This window comes from Pseudomonas sp. MS15a(2019), assembly GCF_013277805.1.
Classification (GTDB): Bacteria; Pseudomonadota; Gammaproteobacteria; order Pseudomonadales; family Pseudomonadaceae; genus Chryseomonas; species Chryseomonas benzopyrenica.
The window spans coordinates 323,081-340,417 of record NZ_VBTN01000009.1 but is presented as its reverse complement, the minus strand read 5'-3'; the positions used below and the strand labels follow the sequence as shown (position 1 = coordinate 340,417).

Below are 17,337 nucleotides of genomic sequence, written 5' to 3'. Positions count from 1 at the left end.
ACCCAACCTACGGGTGCAGCACCGTAGGTTGGCGCTGAGCGCAGCGAAGCCCAACGGTACGTTCTGCCCCATTCGGCCACACAAAAAAGCCCCGTCGGGATCACCCGCGGGGCTTTCGCTCGCTCAACCAGCCATCAGGCCTTGAAGCGTCTCACCAGTCCATCCAGCTCGCCCGACAGCTGCGACAGGCGCGAGGAGTCGCGGGTGGTGGATTGGGCCAGGCCTTCCACCTGCTGGGCATCGTCCTGGATCTGGGCGATGTGGCGGTTGATGTCTTCGGCCACCTGGTGCTGCTCCTCGGCTGCCGCGGCGATCTGCAGCGCCTGATCGCGGATCTCGTCCACCGACTGGCGGATGCCTTCGAAACTGCCACGCGCCTCGCTGATGGAGGCCACGCTGGTCTGCGACAGCTCCAGGCTGGTCTCGATCTGGCGGGTGACCTCCTGGGTCTTGCGCGCCAGGTTGCCGAGCAGGCCGTCGATCTCGCCGGTGGAATCAGCGGTGCGCTTGGCCAGGGCGCGAACCTCGTCGGCCACCACCGCGAAGCCACGACCTTGTTCACCGGCACGGGCCGCTTCGATGGCGGCGTTGAGCGCCAGCAGGTTGGTCTGTTCGGCGATGCCGCGGATGGTGTCGAGGATGGTGTTGATGTTGTGACTGTCCTGCTCCAGCACCGCCATGGCCTGGGCCGACTCGGCCAGGCTGCCGCTGAGGCGATTGACGTTGCCGGTGGCCTTCTCGATCTGGCCGTAGCCTTCCTGCACCCGGTGGTGACCGGCGTCGGCGGAGGCCGCGGCGTGGCTGCAGGAACGCGCCACTTCGTTGGAGGTGGCGACCATCTCGTTGAAGGCGGTGGAGACCATTTCCACGGCCTCGCGCTGGCGCCCGGCCACCTCGTTCATGCTGGCGGCGGCCTGGGTGGTGGTCTGCGACGCCTGCTGCAGGTCGGTGGAGGCCTGGCCGATACGCTGCACCAGTTGGCGGATGCTGGCGAGGAACTGGTTGAACCAGCCGGCCAGGGCGGCGGTTTCATCCTTGCCCTGGACGTTGAGGCTCTTGGTCAGATCGCCTTCGCCCTGGGCGATGGATTCGAGACCTGCGGAGACGCCACGGATCGGTCGCACGATCATGCCGGCAAAGGCCGCACCGAGCACGGCGAACAACAGCGCCAGTACGGCGGTGATGCCGGCGATCTGCCAGGTCAGGGCGGTGGCCTTGCCCATCACCTCGTTGCGCTCGATCAGGCCGATGAATTTCCAGCCGAGGTCCTTGGCCTGATAGACGTTGACCATGTAGTCGGTGCCATTGAGGGTGACCTCGCCCAGGCCGCTCTGGATGCCGCTGAGGGTCTGGTAGGCGTCGCCCAGCTCCTTGAGCTGCTTGAAGTTGTGCTTGGGATCGCGCGGGTCGACCAGCACGTTGCCATTCTCTTCCACCAGCATCAGGTAGCCGCTCTGGCCCAGGGTGATGCTCTTGACCAGATCGGTGAGCTGCTTGAGCGAGATATCCAGGCCCACCACACCGCGGACCTTGCCGCTGGCGTCTTCCATGGTCCGGACGATGCCCATCAGCGAGACGTCGTCGGTCGCCCAGTAGTAGGCCGGGGTACGCACCACCTTGCCCGGATTGTTCATGGCCGCCTGGTACCAAGGGCGCACGCGCGGGTCGTAGTTGGCCAGCTTGGCGTCGTCCGGCCAACTGGCGTAGCTGCCATCGGTCAGGCCGATCGACAGATAGGCCGTGGTGGGGTGGGTCTTGGCGAAGCGGGTGAAATAGCTCACCGCTTGCTGGCCGGCTTCGGTCTGCGGCTGCTGGGCGGCATCCGCGCCCTGGTAGTTCTTCAGGCCATCCAGGGCCAGGATGCTCGGCTCCTTGGCCAGGTAGTCGACGTTCTGCTGGATGCCGGCAAAGAACTGCTGGATGTTGCGATCGATCTGACGGATTTCGCGCCCGCTACCGTCGAGGAAGTCCCCGGTGGCCTGGCTGCGCACGTTCATGATGACCACGCCCGCCACCAGGATCACCGGGAGGCAGGCGGTTACCGCGAAAAGCGATGTGAGTTTTTGTTTGATGTTCATCGAAAGCCCCGGTCGCGCCCTGGCGCGGAGAGTGACGGCAGCATGCCTTCACTCTGCATCGGCCTGGATAATTCCGACTTGATACGGCAAGAAAAATTATTCCATTTGGTCCGCAGCAAGCCGGAAAATCGTCGATCGGTCAGCTAACGACCCGCTATAACTCTTTCTTCAGATGGCGTTCGATTTCTTCCAACGACTTGCCACGGGTCTCCGGCAAGCAGAAATAGACGAACAGAAGTGACCCCACATTGATGGCGGCGAAAACATAGAAGGTGTAGTTGCCGATGGCTTCCAGAGCCACCGGAAAGCTGAAGGCCACGGTGGCGTTGCACAGCCACTGCACGGCCACCGCCACCCCGGTCAGCAGACCACGGACCTGGTTGGGAAACAGCTCCGACATCAGCAGCCAGTACACCGGCGCGATGCACATCTGCATGAACAGCAGGAACACCAGGATGCAGGCCAGCGCCAGGTAGCTCTGGGTGAGGTTCTGCGGCAGCCACAGCAGCACGCTGCCCAGCGCCAGTTGCGCCAGCACCACGATCACCAGGCCGACCAGCAGCAGGGTGCGGCGCCCAGCGCGGCCGATGGCCCAGATACCCAGCAGGGTGGCGATCACCGAGACCACGCCGTTGCCGATGGTGGCGGTCAGGGCCGCGCTGGTGCCCATGCCGGTGCTCTTGAGGATGATCGGGGTGTAGTACATGAAGGCGTTGACCCCGGTGAACTGGGCGACGAAGCCCAGGCCGATGCCCAGCAGCAGCAACTTGACCACCCAGCCCTGGCCGAGCAGTTCGCGCAGGGGTGGGCGATGCTTGGCCTGCTCCTCGCTCTCGCGCATCTCCTGGACCTCGCGCTCGACCTCCTCGGGGGTGTCGCGCAGGCGCTCCAGCACGGCTTCGGCTTCCTCGATACGGCCCTTGGCCGCCAGCCAGCGCGGCGAGGTGGGCAGCAGGAAGGTGCCGGCGAACAGCAGGATGCCCGGCACCATGGCGATGGCCAGCATGTAGCGCCAGATGCCGTTGTCGTGCACCAGCCAGGCGAGCAGCGCGCTGAGTACATAGGCCAGCAGCTGGCCGCTGACGATCATCAGCTCGTTGCGGCTCACCAGCCGGCCACGCCGCTTGGGCCCGGCGATCTCGGCGATGAACACCGGCACCGTGGCCGAACCGCCGCCCACCGCCAGGCCGAGCACGAAGCGCGCCACCACCATCAGCTCCACCGAGGGCGCCACCGCGGTACCCAGGGCACCGACGACGAAGAGGATCGACAGCAGGCGCAGGGTGGTGCGCCGGCCATGGCGGTCGGCGAGATAGCCCGCCGCCAGCGAGCCGAAGGCCGCGCCGACGATTAAGGCGGCGGTGACCAGGCCTTCGGTGTAGGCGTTGAGGCCCAGGCCGCCCTGGTCGGCGGGCAGGGTCATGAAGGGCAGGGCGCCGGCGATGATGCCGGTGTCGTAGCCGAAGGCCAGGGCGCCCATGGTGGCGACCAGCACGGTAATGAAGATCAGCCGGCGGGCCGAAGCCTTCTGGTCGGGGTCGACGGCGGGGGAAGCGGAAGCGGACATGGCAGAGCGGGATCCTGGCAAGACACGAAAGGGGCCGGCGAACCGGGCGCCCCCAGGCCAGCGAAGCGAACGAATGCAACGTTTCGAGTCAGCGAAGGGGCGCCACGAGTGCAGGCGTGGGGGATTAGGGCGGGGATGCTGGCTGGAGTTCCCCAGGGCTCACAGCAGTTCCGATCCGACCAACGGGCCGCGCCGCTGGCGCGGCGCAAGGGGTTTTCTCGGAGTGCCCGCCTTGAGCCGCGCAAGCCCACCGGCGCTGCCTGTGCAGCCCGGCGCAGGTGCGGCGGGCTGCTGTTTTTCGACGCCGCTTCGGCTGGAACTCGGGCAGCCGGCGCTGGCTCAGCTACCTCGAAGCCCGCCTGAGAAACGACCATGGATGCACCCTGTGACGTCACCTACCAGCTCTTTCCGGAAATCGAGCAGCCCAACCGCAGCGGTCGACTGCGGGTGAGCGCGTTGCACGAACTCTACTGGGAGGAATGCGGCAATCCCCAGGGCGTGCCGGTGGTCTACCTGCACGGTGGACCGGGCGAGGGGGCCGAGCCGAGCAAGAGGCGCTTCTGGGATCCGGACCACTACCGCATCGTGCTGTTCGATCAGCGCGGCGCCCTGAGATCCACCCCCCTGGCCGAGACCCGCGACAACACCACCCAGCACCTCATCGAGGACCTCGAACGGTTGCGTGAGCACCTGGGCATCGAGCGCTGGCTGCTCACCGCCGGCTCCTGGGGCACCACCCTGGCGCTGGCCTATGGCGAGGCCCATCCCGAGCGCTGCCTGGGTTTCCTGCTGCGCGGCATCTTTCTCGGCACCGCCGACGAGGTGCATTGGTACCTGCATGGCATGCGCCGCTTCTTCCCCCGTGCCTACGAGGATTTCGTCAGCTGGATTCCGGAAGAGCGGCGCGATGCCGCCCTGGACGCCTACCTCGAACGTCTGCTCGGCGCAGACCCGCAGGCGCGCCTGGAGGCCGCCCGGGCCTGGGTACGTTATTCGGCCAGCTGCTCCCTGCTGCGCCACGATCCGGAAGGCGTGGAGGCCCAGGCCGCCGATGAGCAGACCACCCTGGGCATGGCCGTGCTCGACGCCTGGTACTTCAAGCATCAGCTGTTTCTCGAAGAAGACCAGTTGATCCAGGGCCTGGCGCGCATCCGCCAACTGCCCTGCTACCTGGTGCAGGGCGGTCACGACATGATCGCCACACCCAATTCTGCCTACCGGCTGCACAAGGCCTGGCCCGGCTCGGTGCTCAAGATCGTCAACGACGCCGGCCATGCGCCCACGGAGCCCGGCACCACCAGTGCCCTGATCGAAGCCACGGAGCGTTTCAAGCGGGACGGGCGCTTCGCCTGAGGGCCTCAGTGGCCCAGCCGCTCCACCAGGAAATCCACGAACACCCGCACCCGCGCTGGCACGGTCGAGCCGCCGACGAACACCGCATGGATGGGTTCCAGATCCCCCGGATTCCAGGCCTCCAGCAGCGGCACCAGGGCGCCGCTGCGCAGGTCGTCGGCCACGCTGAATTCACCGATGCGGGCGATACCGGCGCCTTCCCGGGCCAGCAGCGCCAGGGCCTCGCCGCTGTTGCACTCGATGTTGCCGCTGATCTTCAGGGCGAAGGCCTGGCCGTCGCGGACGAAGGGCCAGTCGGGCAGGGCGCGGCGAAAGTTGAATCTCAGGCAGTTGTGGTCGAGCAGGTCCTCCGGCACCTGGGGCGTACCGTGGCGGGCGAGGTAGGCGGGCGAAGCCACCACCACCTGCCCGGTGACGCCGATGGGGCGGGCGCTCAGGGGACTGTCGGCCAACTGGCCGAAGCGGATGGCCACGTCGGCCTGGCCGGCGAGGATGTCCACCACCTCGTCACCCAGTGCCAGGTCCACCACGATGTCGGGATAGCGGGCGCTGAAGGCCGCCACCAGCGGCACCAGGGTCATGCGGCCATGACCGAGGGCGGCGCTGACCCTCAGTCGCCCTCTGGGCACGCCCTGGTCGGCGATGGCGTCTTCCACCTCGGCCAGGTCCGCCAGGATGCGCCGCGCCGCGCGCAGATAGGCCGCGCCCTCGGCGGTCAGGGTGATGGCCCGGGTGGTGCGCAGCAGCAGCCGCGTACCGAGGCGCTGCTCGGTGCGGGCGATGGAGCGACTCACCGCCGAAGGCGTCAGGCGCAGGGCTCTGGCGGCAGCGGACAGGCTGCCGGCCTCGACCACCTGGGCGAACACCGCCATCTCTCCCGAGCGACCAGTCAAATCCACTTGTGACTCCAGAGCAAAGGTGCATGCCAAAACCGCCGTCTACCGGCGTTCGAGCGAGGAGCTTAGCATTCAACGCATAGATAAGGAGCCTTTCCCATGCGTATCAATCCACCCCTGCTGGCCCTGGCCACCGGCGCCTTCGGCATCGGCGTCACCGAATTCGCGCCCATGGGCATGTTGCCCGGCATCGCCGCCGATCTTGGCGTCTCCATCCCGGCGGCGGGCCTGCTGATCAGCGCCTATGCCTTGGGCGTGCTGATCGGCGCGCCGCTGATGACCCTGACCACCGGCCGCATTCCGCGCCGCCAGCTGCTGATCGGCCTGATGGCCATCTTCACCCTGGGCAACCTGATGTCGGCGCTGGCCACCGACTACACCAGCCTGCTGATCGCCCGGGTGGTGACCTCCCTCAACCATGGCGCCTTCTTTGGCGTCGGCGCCCTGGTGGCGGCCAGCGTGGTGGCACCGGACAAGCGCGCCGGGGCGGTCGCCGCCATGTTCATGGGCCTGACCCTGGCCACCATCGGCGGCGTGCCCCTGGCCACCTGGTTCGGTGAACTGCTCGGCTGGCGCCAGGCCTTCTGGGGCATTGCCGGTCTCGGCCTGCTGACCATGGCCGCGCTCTGGTTCGCCCTGCCCAACGTGGCCCTGCCACCCAGCGACGGCGTGCTGGCCGAGATCCGCGTGCTGGGTCGTCCGCCGGTGCTGGCCGCCCTCGGGCTGACCGTGGTCGGCTCGGGCGCCATGTTCACCGTCTTCACCTATATCGCGCCCATCCTCGCTAGCGAGACCCATGGCTCCACGGCCTTCATCACCGCCATGCTGGTGCTGTTCGGCGTCGGCCTGACCCTGGGCAATCTCTGGGGCGGCAAGGCCGCGGACAAATCCATCGATCGCACCCTGATCGCCTCCCTGGGCGTGCTCATCCTGGTGCTGCTGGCCTTCAGCGTGCTGATGCGCTGGCCGCTGGCGGCTGCCGTAGCGATCCTCGTCTGGGGCATCGCCAGCTTCGCCCTGGTGCCGCCGCTGCAGATGCGCGTGATGGAAGCCGCCAAGGACGCCCCCAACCTGGCGTCGGCGGTCAACATCGGCGCCTTCAACCTGGGCAATGCCCTTGGCGCGGCCCTGGGCGGCGCGGTGATCGACGCCGGTCTCGGCTATCCGGCCATCTCCCTGGCCGGCGCCGGCATGGCCGCCCTGGGTCTGGCGATGGCCCTGATCCTGGCCTGGCGCGGTCGGGCGACCGGTACGGCGGTGGCCGGGTAGCCACGAGCAGCCGGCGCTATTCGGCGAAGGGCAGGGGCGCGTCGCCGCCCCGATCCACTGCGAAGGCGTTGAGGGTCATGGCCACCAGGCTGTAGTAGCCATAGACGCCAATCAGCTCGACCATCCCCGCTTCACCGAACAGCGCGACGCCCTGCTGGTAGAGGTCATCGGGGATGCGCCGGGTGTCGTAGAGCGCGACGCCAATGGCATGCACGCAAGCCTCCTCGGGCGTCGCGAAGACCGGCACGCGGCCTTGCCTGAGTGCCTCTATCACCTGGTCAGGGAGACCCGCCTGACGGGCGATGGGCTCATGGATCTGCCATTCGGCCTGGGAGCGCCACCAGGCCGCGGTGGTGAGGATCGCCAGTTCGGTGAGGCGCAATTCCAGTCGCGTGCCGTAGCGGCAGAACGCACCCAGGCGCTGAGCATGATCGGCCAGCGCCGGACTGTGGACCCAGGCCAGGAAGGGCCCGTCGAGATTGCCCCGTGGACCGCTCTGGATCTCGGCCAGCACGCGCTGCTGTTCTGCCGTCGTGTTCTGTTCGGACAGGGGCGTCAGCCGCGATGAGAGGGGCATGATGGTCATCCTCGACAGGTAGGGCACTCATCCAATACCACCTCAGGTCTCCAGGGCAAGGTCTCGCTATCGCGCTCAGGCCGCGTGCCAGAGGTCGCAATCAGGCTGGCGGCATCCCCCTGGCTCTGGTCACAATCGGGCCTGACGTTACAGAGGAATCAGCCGATGACGCAGAGCTACACCACCTTCTACCTGGAGATGACCGCGCCGACCGAATTGCGCGAGAAGCCGCCACGGCCTGACCTGCAGATCGTCGAGTGCGAGGTGCCGCAACCCGAACTCAATCGCTTCCTCTATGCCCTGGTCGGCCAGGCGTGGGACTGGAGCGATCTCGACAGCTGGAGCGATGCCCAATGGCGCGAACTGGTGGAGCAGGAAGGCCACCGTACCTGGGTCGCCTATCACCGCGGCGCCATCGCCGGTTACTACGAGCTGTACCGCCCCGATGGCCGCAATGCCGAGATCCGCTACTTCGGCTTGGTCGGTGCCTTCATGGGCCTTGGCTTCGGCGGCCCGCTGCTCAGCCATGCCCTGCGTTCCGCCTGGGACTGGCCTGGCACCGAGCGCGTCTGGGTGCATACCTGCACCCTGGATCACCCGGCCGCCCTAGCCAACTACCAGGCGCGTGGGTTGCGGCTCTACCGGCAGGAAGACACGGCGCTCTGAGACATCGGCGTGGCCGCCCGCCCGCCGAATGCCAAACCGCGATCTTTGCCTACTCAACGGCTAGGGCGCTTCCGCCGTCGCGGGCGTCACCGCCGAACCGGCCAGCAGGCCGCCATCCAGATTCAGCTCGCTGCCGGTCATGTAGCCGGCGTCGTCGGAGGCCAGCAGCAATGCCACGGCGGCGACTTCCTCGGGCCGGCCAAAGCGCCGTAGTGGCGTATCCCGCACCAACGCCGCCATGCGGGCCGCGCGGTCCGGTCCGGCGCCGAGCATGGGCTCCCACATCGGCGTGAGGATGGCGGCGGGGTGGATGGAGTTGCAGCGGATCGCGAGGCCTTGCTCCGCGCAATAGAGGGCCACCGTCTTGCTGTGGTTGCGCACGGCGGCCTTGGACGAGGCATAGGCCGCCGCGCCGGGGATGCCCACCAGCCCGGAGCGCGAGGAGATATTGATGATGGCGCCAGCCCCTGCCGGGCGCATGGCACGGATAGCGTATTTGCAGCCGAGAAAGACGCCGTCGAGGTTGGTGCGATGCACCGCGTGCCAGTCTTCGAGACTGGCGTTTTCCGGATCGTGGGCCACCAGGCCCTGCTCGAAGCCGGTGATCCCGGCGTTGTTCACCAGCACGTCCAGCCTACCGCGCTCCGCGAGGATCTGCCGCGTGACCTGCTGCCAGTCGGCTTCCAGGCGCACGTCCAGGGGCAGGTAGCAGGCACCATCCCTCAGCTCGGCGGCGACGGCGCGGCCGAGGTCAGCGTTCAGGTCGGTGACATAGACGAAGGCACCCTCCGCCACGAAGGTCCGGGCGATGGCGGCGCCTATGCCCTGGGCCGCGCCGGTGATCAGGGCGGTCTTGCCGCTGAGTTTGGCTGCCATACGAGCACGCCCTCCAGATCGTGACTAGCCTCCGAGGGTAGCCCAGGCGGTCGGGTCAGGGGCCAGCATCACGCCCGGGCGCTGACCCCGCCGGTGCTGTCGCCGGCCTTCTTCAGGGCTTCGGTATAGGCGGCATAGGCGTTCATCAGCGCCGCGCTGGCGGCGGCCACATTGGCCTGGGCGGCTTCGCGCGCGGCCTGGCTGGTCTCGTCAGCCTTGCCCTCGCCCTTGCTCTGGGCCTCCACCGCGTGCAACTGCTTTTGCGCCAGCTCCAGTTGCCGCTTGGCCATGTCGATGGCCTTTTGCAGGGTATCCAGGGTCTTGTTGCCGGTGCTGCTCTTCTCGCCGCCAGAGGTGGCGTCGGCTTCGGCCTGGTCCTTGATCTGGTTCAGCGAATTGGGCTTGCCGATCCCCTTGGTCTCGCTGGCTTGCGTGGCCTTGGCCGCTTCATCTTCGGCAGTGGATTTGGCCGGTGCGCCACTCAGCGTGAGCGTGGCCGGGCGCAAGATGCCATGGCCGATGCCATTCACCGACAGCGTGCTGGACATCGCGGACTCCTTGAAAGGTACATCCCAAGGATAGCGGCCGCGTGAGGCAAAGATTGAGAGCGGGCGGGGCAAAGGGAACCCGCATACGCTGCCAGCGCGCACGGTGCCCGGCCCCGCTGATCTCAGGTTACTGGGTAATGACGGCGTGGTTGGAGAAGCCGCTCTGGGTGATGTTGATGGCATTGCCCGCCGTGTTCTGGGTCAGATTGGCGGTGTGCTGGTAGCCAATCTGGTTGGCGGTGATGCTGGAGGCGTTGCCCTGCACGAAGGCCGTCACCCCGAGGTCGTTGCCTTGCTGATCGACCTTCAGCTGGCCGTCGTTACCGAGGTAATAGGCGGTGATGCCATTGCCGTCGCCATTGGACACCAGATCCAGCTGGTTGCCCTCGCCCGAGACGGTGGCGGAGGCGCCATTGCCGTTACCGCTCTGCGCCAGGGTCAGCTGGCTGCCGACGCCATAAGAATTCACGTCCGCACGGTTGAGGTCACCGCGCTGGGCGATGTCGACGGTGCTGGGCCGCGAATAGCCGCTGGAATGCCGGACCCGGGCATCGTTGCCGTTACCCTGTTGCACCACGGTGGAGTCGGTTCGCTCGCCGGCCTGCTTGAGGCCGATGTAGTTGTCGTTGCCGCGCTGTTCGATGAGGGTGGTCGAGTCGTTGCCGTTCTGGCTCACCCAGGCGCTATTGCGCAGTCCGAAGCTGACCACCTGCAGGTCCAGCGCATCGCCATGCTGGCCCAGCTCCAGGGTGCCGTTGAGGCCGTCCTGCCGTGCCGTCAGGGTATTACCACCTGCCCGGTCGCTGGTCTGATCGATGTCGATGCGGTGAAAGCCACCATCCTGCTGCACAAAGGTGTCCAGCCGCAGACCGCTTTGCCGCACCACCGTCTCGTTGCCACTGCCCGGCCCCTGATCGACCTGCACCCGCCCGTAGCCCGCATTGAGCTGCTCGATATCCACCCGCCGCTGCGAACCCAAGGTCTGGTTGACTTCGGCATAGCTCCTGGCGCTGTCCTGCACCACCCGCACGCTGTCATCGGCATCGTCCTGCTGGGTGACCTGGGTAGTGAGAAAGATGCCGCTCTGCTGGATATCGGCCTTGTTACGCGCCGACAGCTCGCTGCCTTGGTTCAGGTTAACCCTGTTGAAGCCACCGTCTTGCTGCACCGTTGCCGTATTAGATTCGGCCCAGGCAGCGCCGGTGTTGGCCAGCAGCAACGCGACCATGAGGGAGCGGGAGGTTTGCATGGGGACGGTCCTTGTGAGGGGTTGGTCGTATTAATGGGAGGAGCATAGGAATTCCTTAGGGATCAATTTAACGGGTGGGGCTAAACGCACAATCGGTAGGAGTAGTGATTTTAAAATCGAGAGTTTTTGGCGGTGGGTTGCAAGGTTTTAAAGGTTTACTTTCGCTCTGTCTGGTTATGGATCAATTGGTTGTTTTTATTTTAGCTGGCTGGTTATTGTTTTTTTGCAGTCTATAAAAGGCTCTAGTTTTCTAATCTTTTTTCGATATGGGCAATTGGCGATATGGGGTGCAGAGACTGACTCTCCAATCAATTCATTGCTCTAAACCCCTCTGCTGCAGGGCGATGCGTTTCTCTCAATAGTCCCCGCTCCTTAACGCTTTTATAATTTTATATATTCATATTTGAACCACTGCTTCGCCCCTTTTCTACACTCCTGATACTCAACCGAACCCTTGCGGTGGTTCCTGGCAAGACTGCCGTAGTGAATTCGGTTGCCATGCACATCCCAAACAGCCAAACAGGAACCACTGCCGTCCGACTTAGGAACCCAATGGCTTTCGCTGAAGGAGAATGAAGAAGAGGTACGCACGGGAGTTAGCTCTCGCCCTGCCTTGTACTGGGTGAGATAGGCGGCCGACACCATGCCCCGCGGAGCCGAAGCCAGCTCTTGTGCCCGAGGCACGGCGCCATAGTGGCAGCGCATCCGGCGTTAGCGCGAAGGCTGGCGCTCGTCACGGAGGATCTGGGTGACGCTGCATGAGAGCGTCAACGCGCGTGGTCAGGGCGCTTCTTTCCCGTGTGCGCTGATGCCCTTCAGGGACGCACGGCAATCGCTGGTCAGGGTATTACCTGGCGGTGGCGCTGGATCTGCCTATCCATGGGCTGGGCGCTGCCGGGCAAGCCGTATGCGGCGCTGGCCATTGAGGCTTAGGCAAGGCTTTCGAAACGCCTGGTGGGCCTGCAGGGCTACAGAGTCACTCGGACGCGATCTGCACCCCGGTAGCGCCTGTTTCTTTCCGATAGGAGCCAGGTGCTACGCCGACATGACGCCGGAAGGTTTTGCTGAAGCTGCTCAGCTCGGCATAGCCCACCCGCAGGGCGATTTCTTCGAGCCGCAGGGACGAGCCGCGAAGTAGTTCGATGGCCAATCGCATTCGACGCCGCGTCACGAACTGCATGGGCGAGCAACCGACCAGCGTCTTGACGGCCACGAAGCTATGGCTCTCGCTCAGACAGAACGCCGCTGCCAGATCGATGACACCTATAGGTTCGGCTAGATGGGCATCCACCCAGGCATGCAGCGCCTCCAGGCTGATCCTGGAACGCTGCAGGGTTTCCCTCATCGGAAGGCTATCGCCCACGACGATTTCGGTCAGCAGACTCGCGATCAACTGGTTGCGCACCGCCGGTACCTGCAGCCGGTCGAAGCGGCCCTGAGCGGCATTCCAGTCCAGCAAGCCGATCAAGGCGGCGGATGGCCTGGACAAATTCGCCTCGGCACGCAGGCCCAGGCATTCAGCCGAAGCGCCGGACGCCTGACACAGCGCACTGATGAAAGGATCATCCAGGTGGTAATCCAGCACCAGCACGCGGCAGTCGGCATCACGTCCTGCATAGCGATGTCGCGCTCCCTGGGGCAGGAAACCCACGGAGCCGCGCATCAGAGGGGCTGACGCGGTGGACAGCTCGCAATCCATCCGTCCGCTCAAACCGATCATCAGCTGCTGGTAGTCGTGGACGTGCTCGCCCGAGGTCTGGGCAATGGCGTTGATGTGAAGCGAGGTCTGCACGATGCACCTCATGGAGAGCGAAAGGCCTGGACCGCACTATAGCCAACCTGGGTCAGCCAGGTCATCCGCGCCATGCCTCAGGTCAATAGCCGTGGCGCGCTCCGCTGAATCGTGCCACCCGGAACGGTCGGCAATCGACGGCTGACGGCGTTGCCAATAGCCTGCTGACGATCAACTCGGCCGTGATCGCTGCCTGAGTGAGGCCCAGGTGCTGGTTCCCGAAGGCGAGGCCCAGTCGGTCCGCCACCACATCGATGACCGGCAGCGAGTCCGGCAGGGTAGGGCGCATGCCCATCCAGGGTGTGGCATCACGCAGTTCCTCCTCGAGTTGTGGCAGCAAGGCCTGGCCATGGTGTCTCAGCGTATCCAGCCGCGCCGGCTGCGGGGGCAATCGCGTCCCCCCCAGCTCGCTGATTCCCACGACGCGGAGTCCACTGTCCAGGGGGCTCAGAAAGATCCTTCGCTCCACAGGACAGATGGGGCGATTGATGACGCCCTTGCGCGTGCACTGCAGGTGATAACCCCGTTCGGCCATCAGCGGGATGTGGATGCCCAACGGTGCCAGTAACGAAGCGCTCTGGGCACCTGCGCAGAGCACCACCTTAGCGTAGGGCTCCCAGCGCCCATTCAGGTACAGCCGTGGCGCCGCCGTTCCGAGCTCCAGCCGCTCCACCCGCTGCTGCAGCCAGGTCCCGCCATGCCGAATGAAGGCCTCGAACAACGCCGTGCAGAGCCAACTGGGATCACGCATCCGCCAGGCCTGGCGAAAGTGCAACCCGTGGTGAAAGCGCCCCGCCATGGCGGGCTCCAGCATGTCGATGGCCGAAGCCTCGACGAGCTCCACCTCCAGCCCCCAGCGCTCCAGATGAGCGCATTCGCTGCGGGCAGCGCTCATGCCTTGGGCCTTCTCCCACGCCAGCAGATAGCCCGACTGCACGAGCAGATCCTGGCACCCGATGAAGGTCAAGCAGTCAATCCAGCTCTGGACCGCCCTGCTGTTCAAGGCGGCCAGAGCGTCTCGGTGCGCAGCCACCCGCTCTCCCTGCGCCGCCTGGAGAAAGCGTGCCAGCCAGGGCAAGGCCGCCAGCCGGTTGCCGGGCGGCACTTTCAAGGGGCCGTGCGGATGTAACAGGAGCCCTGGTGCTGCCTTGAGCGTCGTCCAGGTCGACAAGGGATCGATGGATTCCGTGGCCAGAAAACCCGCATTGCCGGACGACGCCCCGGAGCCCGGCGAATTGACATCGATCAGGACGACGTCCTGGCCGTGTCGACGCAGTTGCAAGGCCGTACAGAGCCCCAGGAGTCCGGCACCGATCACCGCCACCGCGTCCGTCGAGGTCGGGTTCATGGCGTAGGCTCGCCGGTACTGCGCTGGTAGGCAAGGATGGCGGCAGCCAGGTCTTCCAGGCTGGCGCCTACGGACTTGAATAGGGTCAGCGCCGTGTCTGGGTTCGTCAAGGCGGGGCGCCCGAGATGGCGTCCACCGCATAGCTCGCTCAATTCCGCCCGAATGTGCTCAGGTCCTATTATCCCCGCCGCGAGTGGAATGATGAGGTCGCCCGTCTCAGCGAGGGCGCCTTTGCGGGTATCGACGAAGAGGACGCATCGCTGGATGGCGGTATCGTCCGCCTCGCGCATCCGGGGCGTGAAGCTGCCGACGAGATCCAGATGCACACCCGGTTGCAGCCACTCACCCTGGATGATGGGATCGGTCGCCAAGGTCGCACAGCTGATGATGTCAGCGGTCCCGACGGCGGTGGGCAGATCGTCCTGCTCGACGGCCTGTGCCTCGATACCCTCACGCTGCAGCTCCTGCACATAGGCCTGTGCCGCTACCGCTGAACGATCGTACACGGCAACCTTGTCGAGGGTGCGAACGGTCCGGTGAGCGCGCACCAGGTAGCGACTCATCCGCCCTGCACCCACCATGAGCAACCGACTCGAGTCCGGTCGGGAAAGAAAGCGTGAGGCCAGGGCTGAGGCCGCCGCGGTACGGCGCGCCGTAAGCTCGTTGCCCTCGAATTGCGCCAGCGGACGGCCGTCGACCGCACTGCTCAGCAGGTAGTGGCTACTGAGACCTGGCTGGCCGCGCGCGTTGTTGCCGGGGAATACCGTGACCTGCTTGACACCCAGGTAGGCACCTTCTATCCAGGCTGGCATGAGCAACAGCATCGCATCAGGTTCGCCAGGAACCTCGATGCGGTGGTGATGACGGACGGGGGATTCGACGGTTCTGGTAAAGGCGTTCGCCAGGGCGTCGATCAATTCCGGCCAGGGCAAAGCGTAGGCAAGTTCTTCCGCATTGAGGTACATGAGGTTCGTTTTCCAAAGCCGAGGACTCACGCCTACCCTCCCATCCGAACCCCAGTCATGCGTTGTCCAAACCTATGCTGTTTGCGTACAGAACTATGACAAGTAGCGTTTTGATCCTGCGGCCGCATGCCGCTTACTGCTAATTGAGCAAGGTGTAGTGGTCCAGCGAATCCGGGCACCCGGGCCGAGCGAAACCCGAGGGCGTTCCCGGCTCGGTTGGCCACTGCACTGGGCAATGACGGACGGATCGTGAAACGCGCGGTGGCTTGGCTTGCCAATGAGTAGAGAGCGGAGAGGGTTGAGAGCTCTCTGGAAGAGAAACGGCTCGCATCCCGCTCGGCTTCCGCGTCGCCGCCTGAGGAGCCAAGCCACCAAGTGGCGAGCCACATCTCCTAGTCGACCGCCTTGACCATCTCCTCGATGACCTTCTTGGCATCGCCAAAGACCATCAGGGTCTTGTCCAGGTAGAAGAGTTCGTTGTCGAGACCTGCGTAGCCGCTGGCCATGGATCTCTTGTTGACGATGATCGTCTTGGCCTTGAAGGCTTCGAGAATGGGCATGCCGGCGATGGGCGAGGTGGGGTCGTTCTTGGCGGCCGGATTGACCACGTCGTTGGCGCCGAGCACCAGCACCACGTCGGCCTGGCCGAATTCGGAGTTGATGTCGTCCATCTCGAACACCTGGTCGTAGGGCACCTCGGCCTCGGCCAGCAGCACGTTCATATGGCCGGGCATGCGGCCGGCCACCGGGTGGATGGCGTATTTCACCGTCACCCCGTTATGGACCAGCTTTTCGGTCAGCTCCTTGAGCGCGTGCTGGGCGCGGGCGACGGCCAGGCCGTAGCCGGGGACGATGATGACGCTGTCGGCGTTGCCCAGCAGGAAGGCGGCGTCGTCCGCCGAGCCGGATTTGACCGGGCGCTGCTCGCCGCTGCCACCACTGGCCGCGGCTTCCGTCGCCCCGCCGAAGCCGCCGAGGATGACGTTGAAGAAGGAGCGGTTCATCGCCTTGCACATGATGTAGGAGAGGATGGCGCCGCTTGATCCCACCAGCGAACCGGCGATGATCAGCATGGAGTTGTTGAGCGAAAAGCCGATCCCGGCGGCGGCCCAGCCGGAGTAGCTGTTGAGCATGGAGACCACCACCGGCATGTCGGCGCCGCCGATGGGGATGATGATCAGCACGCCGATGACGAAGGCCAGGGCCACCAGCACGGCGAAGGCGCCGAGATTGCCGCTGAAGGTGAAGACCAGGCCCAGGGCCAGGATGGCCAGGCCGATCACCAGGTTGAGCGGGTGCTGGCCGGCGAAGCGCACCGGAGCGCCTTGGAACAGGCGGAATTTATATTTGCCGGAGAGCTTGCCGAAGGCGATCACCGAACCGGAGAAGGTGATGGCGCCGATGGCCGCGCCGAGGAACAGCTCCAGGCGGTTGCCGCTGGGAATCGACTGGCCAAAGGTGGCGACGATGCCCAGGGACTGCGGCTCGACCACCGCGGCGATGGCGATGAACACCGCGGCCAGGCCGATCATGCTGTGCATGAAGGCCACCAGCTCGGGCATCTTGGTCATTTCCACGCGCTTGGCCATGTAGGCGCCGGCGCTGCCGCCCACCAGCAGGCCGACGATGACGTAGCCGATACCCTGCACCGCCAGCTCGCTGCCGAGCTTGTGGATCAGCGCCAGGGTGGTGAGCACGGCGAGGGTCATGCCGGCCATGCCGAAGGCGTTGCCGTGGCGCGAGGTGGTGGGGTGGGAAAGGCCCTTGAGCGCCTGGATGAAGCACACCGAGGCGACGAGGTAGAGCAGGGTGATGAGGTTCATGCTCATGTCAGGGCTTCTCCGCCGAGGCCTTGGGGGCCTTCTTCTTGAACATTTCCAGCATGCGGCGGGTGACCAGGAAGCCGCCGAAGACATTGACCGCCGCCAGGGCCACGGCCAGGGTGCCCATGGTCTTGCCCAGCGGGGTGACGGTAAGGGCCGCGGCGAGCATGGCGCCGACGATGACGATGGCGGAGATGGCGTTGGTCACGGCCATCAGTGGGGTGTGCAGCGCGGGGGTGACGTTCCAGACCACGTGGTAGCCGACATAGATGGCCAGCACGAAGATGATCAGGTTGTAGAGGCCGTCGGAAATCAGATCCATGGGGGCAG

The 17,337-nt window shown here is 65.5% G+C and carries 15 protein-coding genes; 3 read left to right on the top strand and 12 right to left on the bottom strand.

The window, feature by feature from the left end; translation table 11 throughout:
- Positions 1 to 134 precede the first annotated feature (134 nt).
- Together FEZ61_RS14300 and FEZ61_RS14295 are read right to left on the bottom strand one after the other, a co-directional pair.
- Positions 135 to 2,078: a methyl-accepting chemotaxis protein gene (locus tag FEZ61_RS14300; RefSeq protein ID WP_017638669.1), complete on the bottom strand. Its 1,944-nt coding sequence runs from the start codon at positions 2,076 to 2,078 to the stop codon at positions 135 to 137.
- 154 nt (positions 2,079 to 2,232) lie between these two features.
- Entirely contained in the window at positions 2,233 to 3,645 is a 1,413-nt protein-coding gene (locus FEZ61_RS14295) for a sugar porter family MFS transporter (protein ID WP_173149166.1), read from the bottom strand.
- A 372-nt stretch (positions 3,646 to 4,017) separates the two neighbouring features.
- Between FEZ61_RS14295 and pip the strand changes: the two genes are divergently transcribed.
- Complete coding sequence (gene pip, locus FEZ61_RS14290; RefSeq protein WP_173149164.1) at positions 4,018 to 4,998, top strand: prolyl aminopeptidase; 981 nt, start codon at positions 4,018 to 4,020, stop codon at positions 4,996 to 4,998.
- Between the two features lie 5 nt (positions 4,999 to 5,003).
- On the opposite strand, the gene FEZ61_RS14285 is transcribed toward pip, so the two are convergent.
- Entirely contained in the window at positions 5,004 to 5,897 is an 894-nt protein-coding gene (locus FEZ61_RS14285) for a LysR substrate-binding domain-containing protein (protein WP_173149162.1), read from the bottom strand.
- Between the two features lie 96 nt (positions 5,898 to 5,993).
- Between FEZ61_RS14285 and FEZ61_RS14280 the strand changes: the two genes are divergently transcribed.
- Positions 5,994 to 7,163, top strand: coding sequence for an MFS transporter (locus FEZ61_RS14280; protein ID WP_173149160.1), 1,170 nt, complete (start codon positions 5,994 to 5,996; stop codon positions 7,161 to 7,163).
- A 16-nt stretch (positions 7,164 to 7,179) separates the two neighbouring features.
- On the opposite strand, the gene FEZ61_RS14275 is transcribed toward FEZ61_RS14280, so the two are convergent.
- Complete coding sequence (locus FEZ61_RS14275) at positions 7,180 to 7,740, bottom strand: carboxymuconolactone decarboxylase family protein (protein WP_173149158.1); 561 nt, start codon at positions 7,738 to 7,740, stop codon at positions 7,180 to 7,182.
- 165 nt (positions 7,741 to 7,905) lie between these two features.
- On the opposite strand from FEZ61_RS14275, the gene FEZ61_RS14270 reads away from it, so the two are divergent.
- A complete protein-coding gene (locus FEZ61_RS14270; RefSeq protein ID WP_173149156.1) occupies positions 7,906 to 8,406 on the top strand; it encodes a GNAT family N-acetyltransferase in 501 nt (166 codons plus the stop codon).
- Between the two features lie 60 nt (positions 8,407 to 8,466).
- Here the strand turns inward: FEZ61_RS14270 and FEZ61_RS14265 are convergent, their stop codons facing one another.
- The 8 genes from FEZ61_RS14265 to FEZ61_RS14230 all read right to left on the bottom strand — a co-directional run bounded on the left by FEZ61_RS14265 (position 8,467) and on the right by FEZ61_RS14230 (position 17,329).
- On the bottom strand, positions 8,467 to 9,282 hold the full coding sequence (locus tag FEZ61_RS14265) for an SDR family oxidoreductase (RefSeq protein ID WP_093255298.1): 816 nt from the start codon (positions 9,280 to 9,282) through the stop codon (positions 8,467 to 8,469).
- Positions 9,283 to 9,350: 68 nt separating this feature from the next.
- A complete protein-coding gene (locus FEZ61_RS14260; RefSeq protein WP_160923944.1) occupies positions 9,351 to 9,830 on the bottom strand; it encodes a hypothetical protein in 480 nt (159 codons plus the stop codon).
- Between the two features lie 127 nt (positions 9,831 to 9,957).
- Positions 9,958 to 11,079, bottom strand: a complete 1,122-nt coding sequence (locus tag FEZ61_RS14255; RefSeq protein ID WP_093255302.1) for a hypothetical protein — start codon at positions 11,077 to 11,079, stop codon at positions 9,958 to 9,960.
- Between the two features lie 976 nt (positions 11,080 to 12,055).
- On the bottom strand, positions 12,056 to 12,871 hold the full coding sequence (locus FEZ61_RS24690) for an AraC family transcriptional regulator (RefSeq protein WP_173149154.1): 816 nt from the start codon (positions 12,869 to 12,871) through the stop codon (positions 12,056 to 12,058).
- Between the two features lie 82 nt (positions 12,872 to 12,953).
- Positions 12,954 to 14,219: an FAD-dependent oxidoreductase gene (locus tag FEZ61_RS14245; RefSeq protein ID WP_093255306.1), complete on the bottom strand. Its 1,266-nt coding sequence runs from the start codon at positions 14,217 to 14,219 to the stop codon at positions 12,954 to 12,956.
- Positions 14,216 to 15,184, bottom strand: a complete 969-nt coding sequence (locus tag FEZ61_RS14240; RefSeq protein WP_093255308.1) for an ornithine cyclodeaminase family protein — start codon at positions 15,182 to 15,184, stop codon at positions 14,216 to 14,218. Before FEZ61_RS14240 ends, FEZ61_RS14245 begins: the two co-directional genes overlap by 4 nt.
- A 392-nt stretch (positions 15,185 to 15,576) precedes the next feature.
- Positions 15,577 to 17,013, bottom strand: coding sequence for an NAD(P)(+) transhydrogenase (Re/Si-specific) subunit beta (locus tag FEZ61_RS14235; RefSeq protein WP_173149152.1), 1,437 nt, complete (start codon positions 17,011 to 17,013; stop codon positions 15,577 to 15,579).
- Between the two features lies 1 nt (position 17,014).
- Positions 17,015 to 17,329 (bottom strand): NAD(P) transhydrogenase subunit alpha, encoded by a 315-nt coding sequence (locus FEZ61_RS14230; protein WP_017638681.1) that lies wholly within the window; start codon positions 17,327 to 17,329, stop codon positions 17,015 to 17,017.
- Positions 17,330 to 17,337 lie beyond the last annotated feature (8 nt).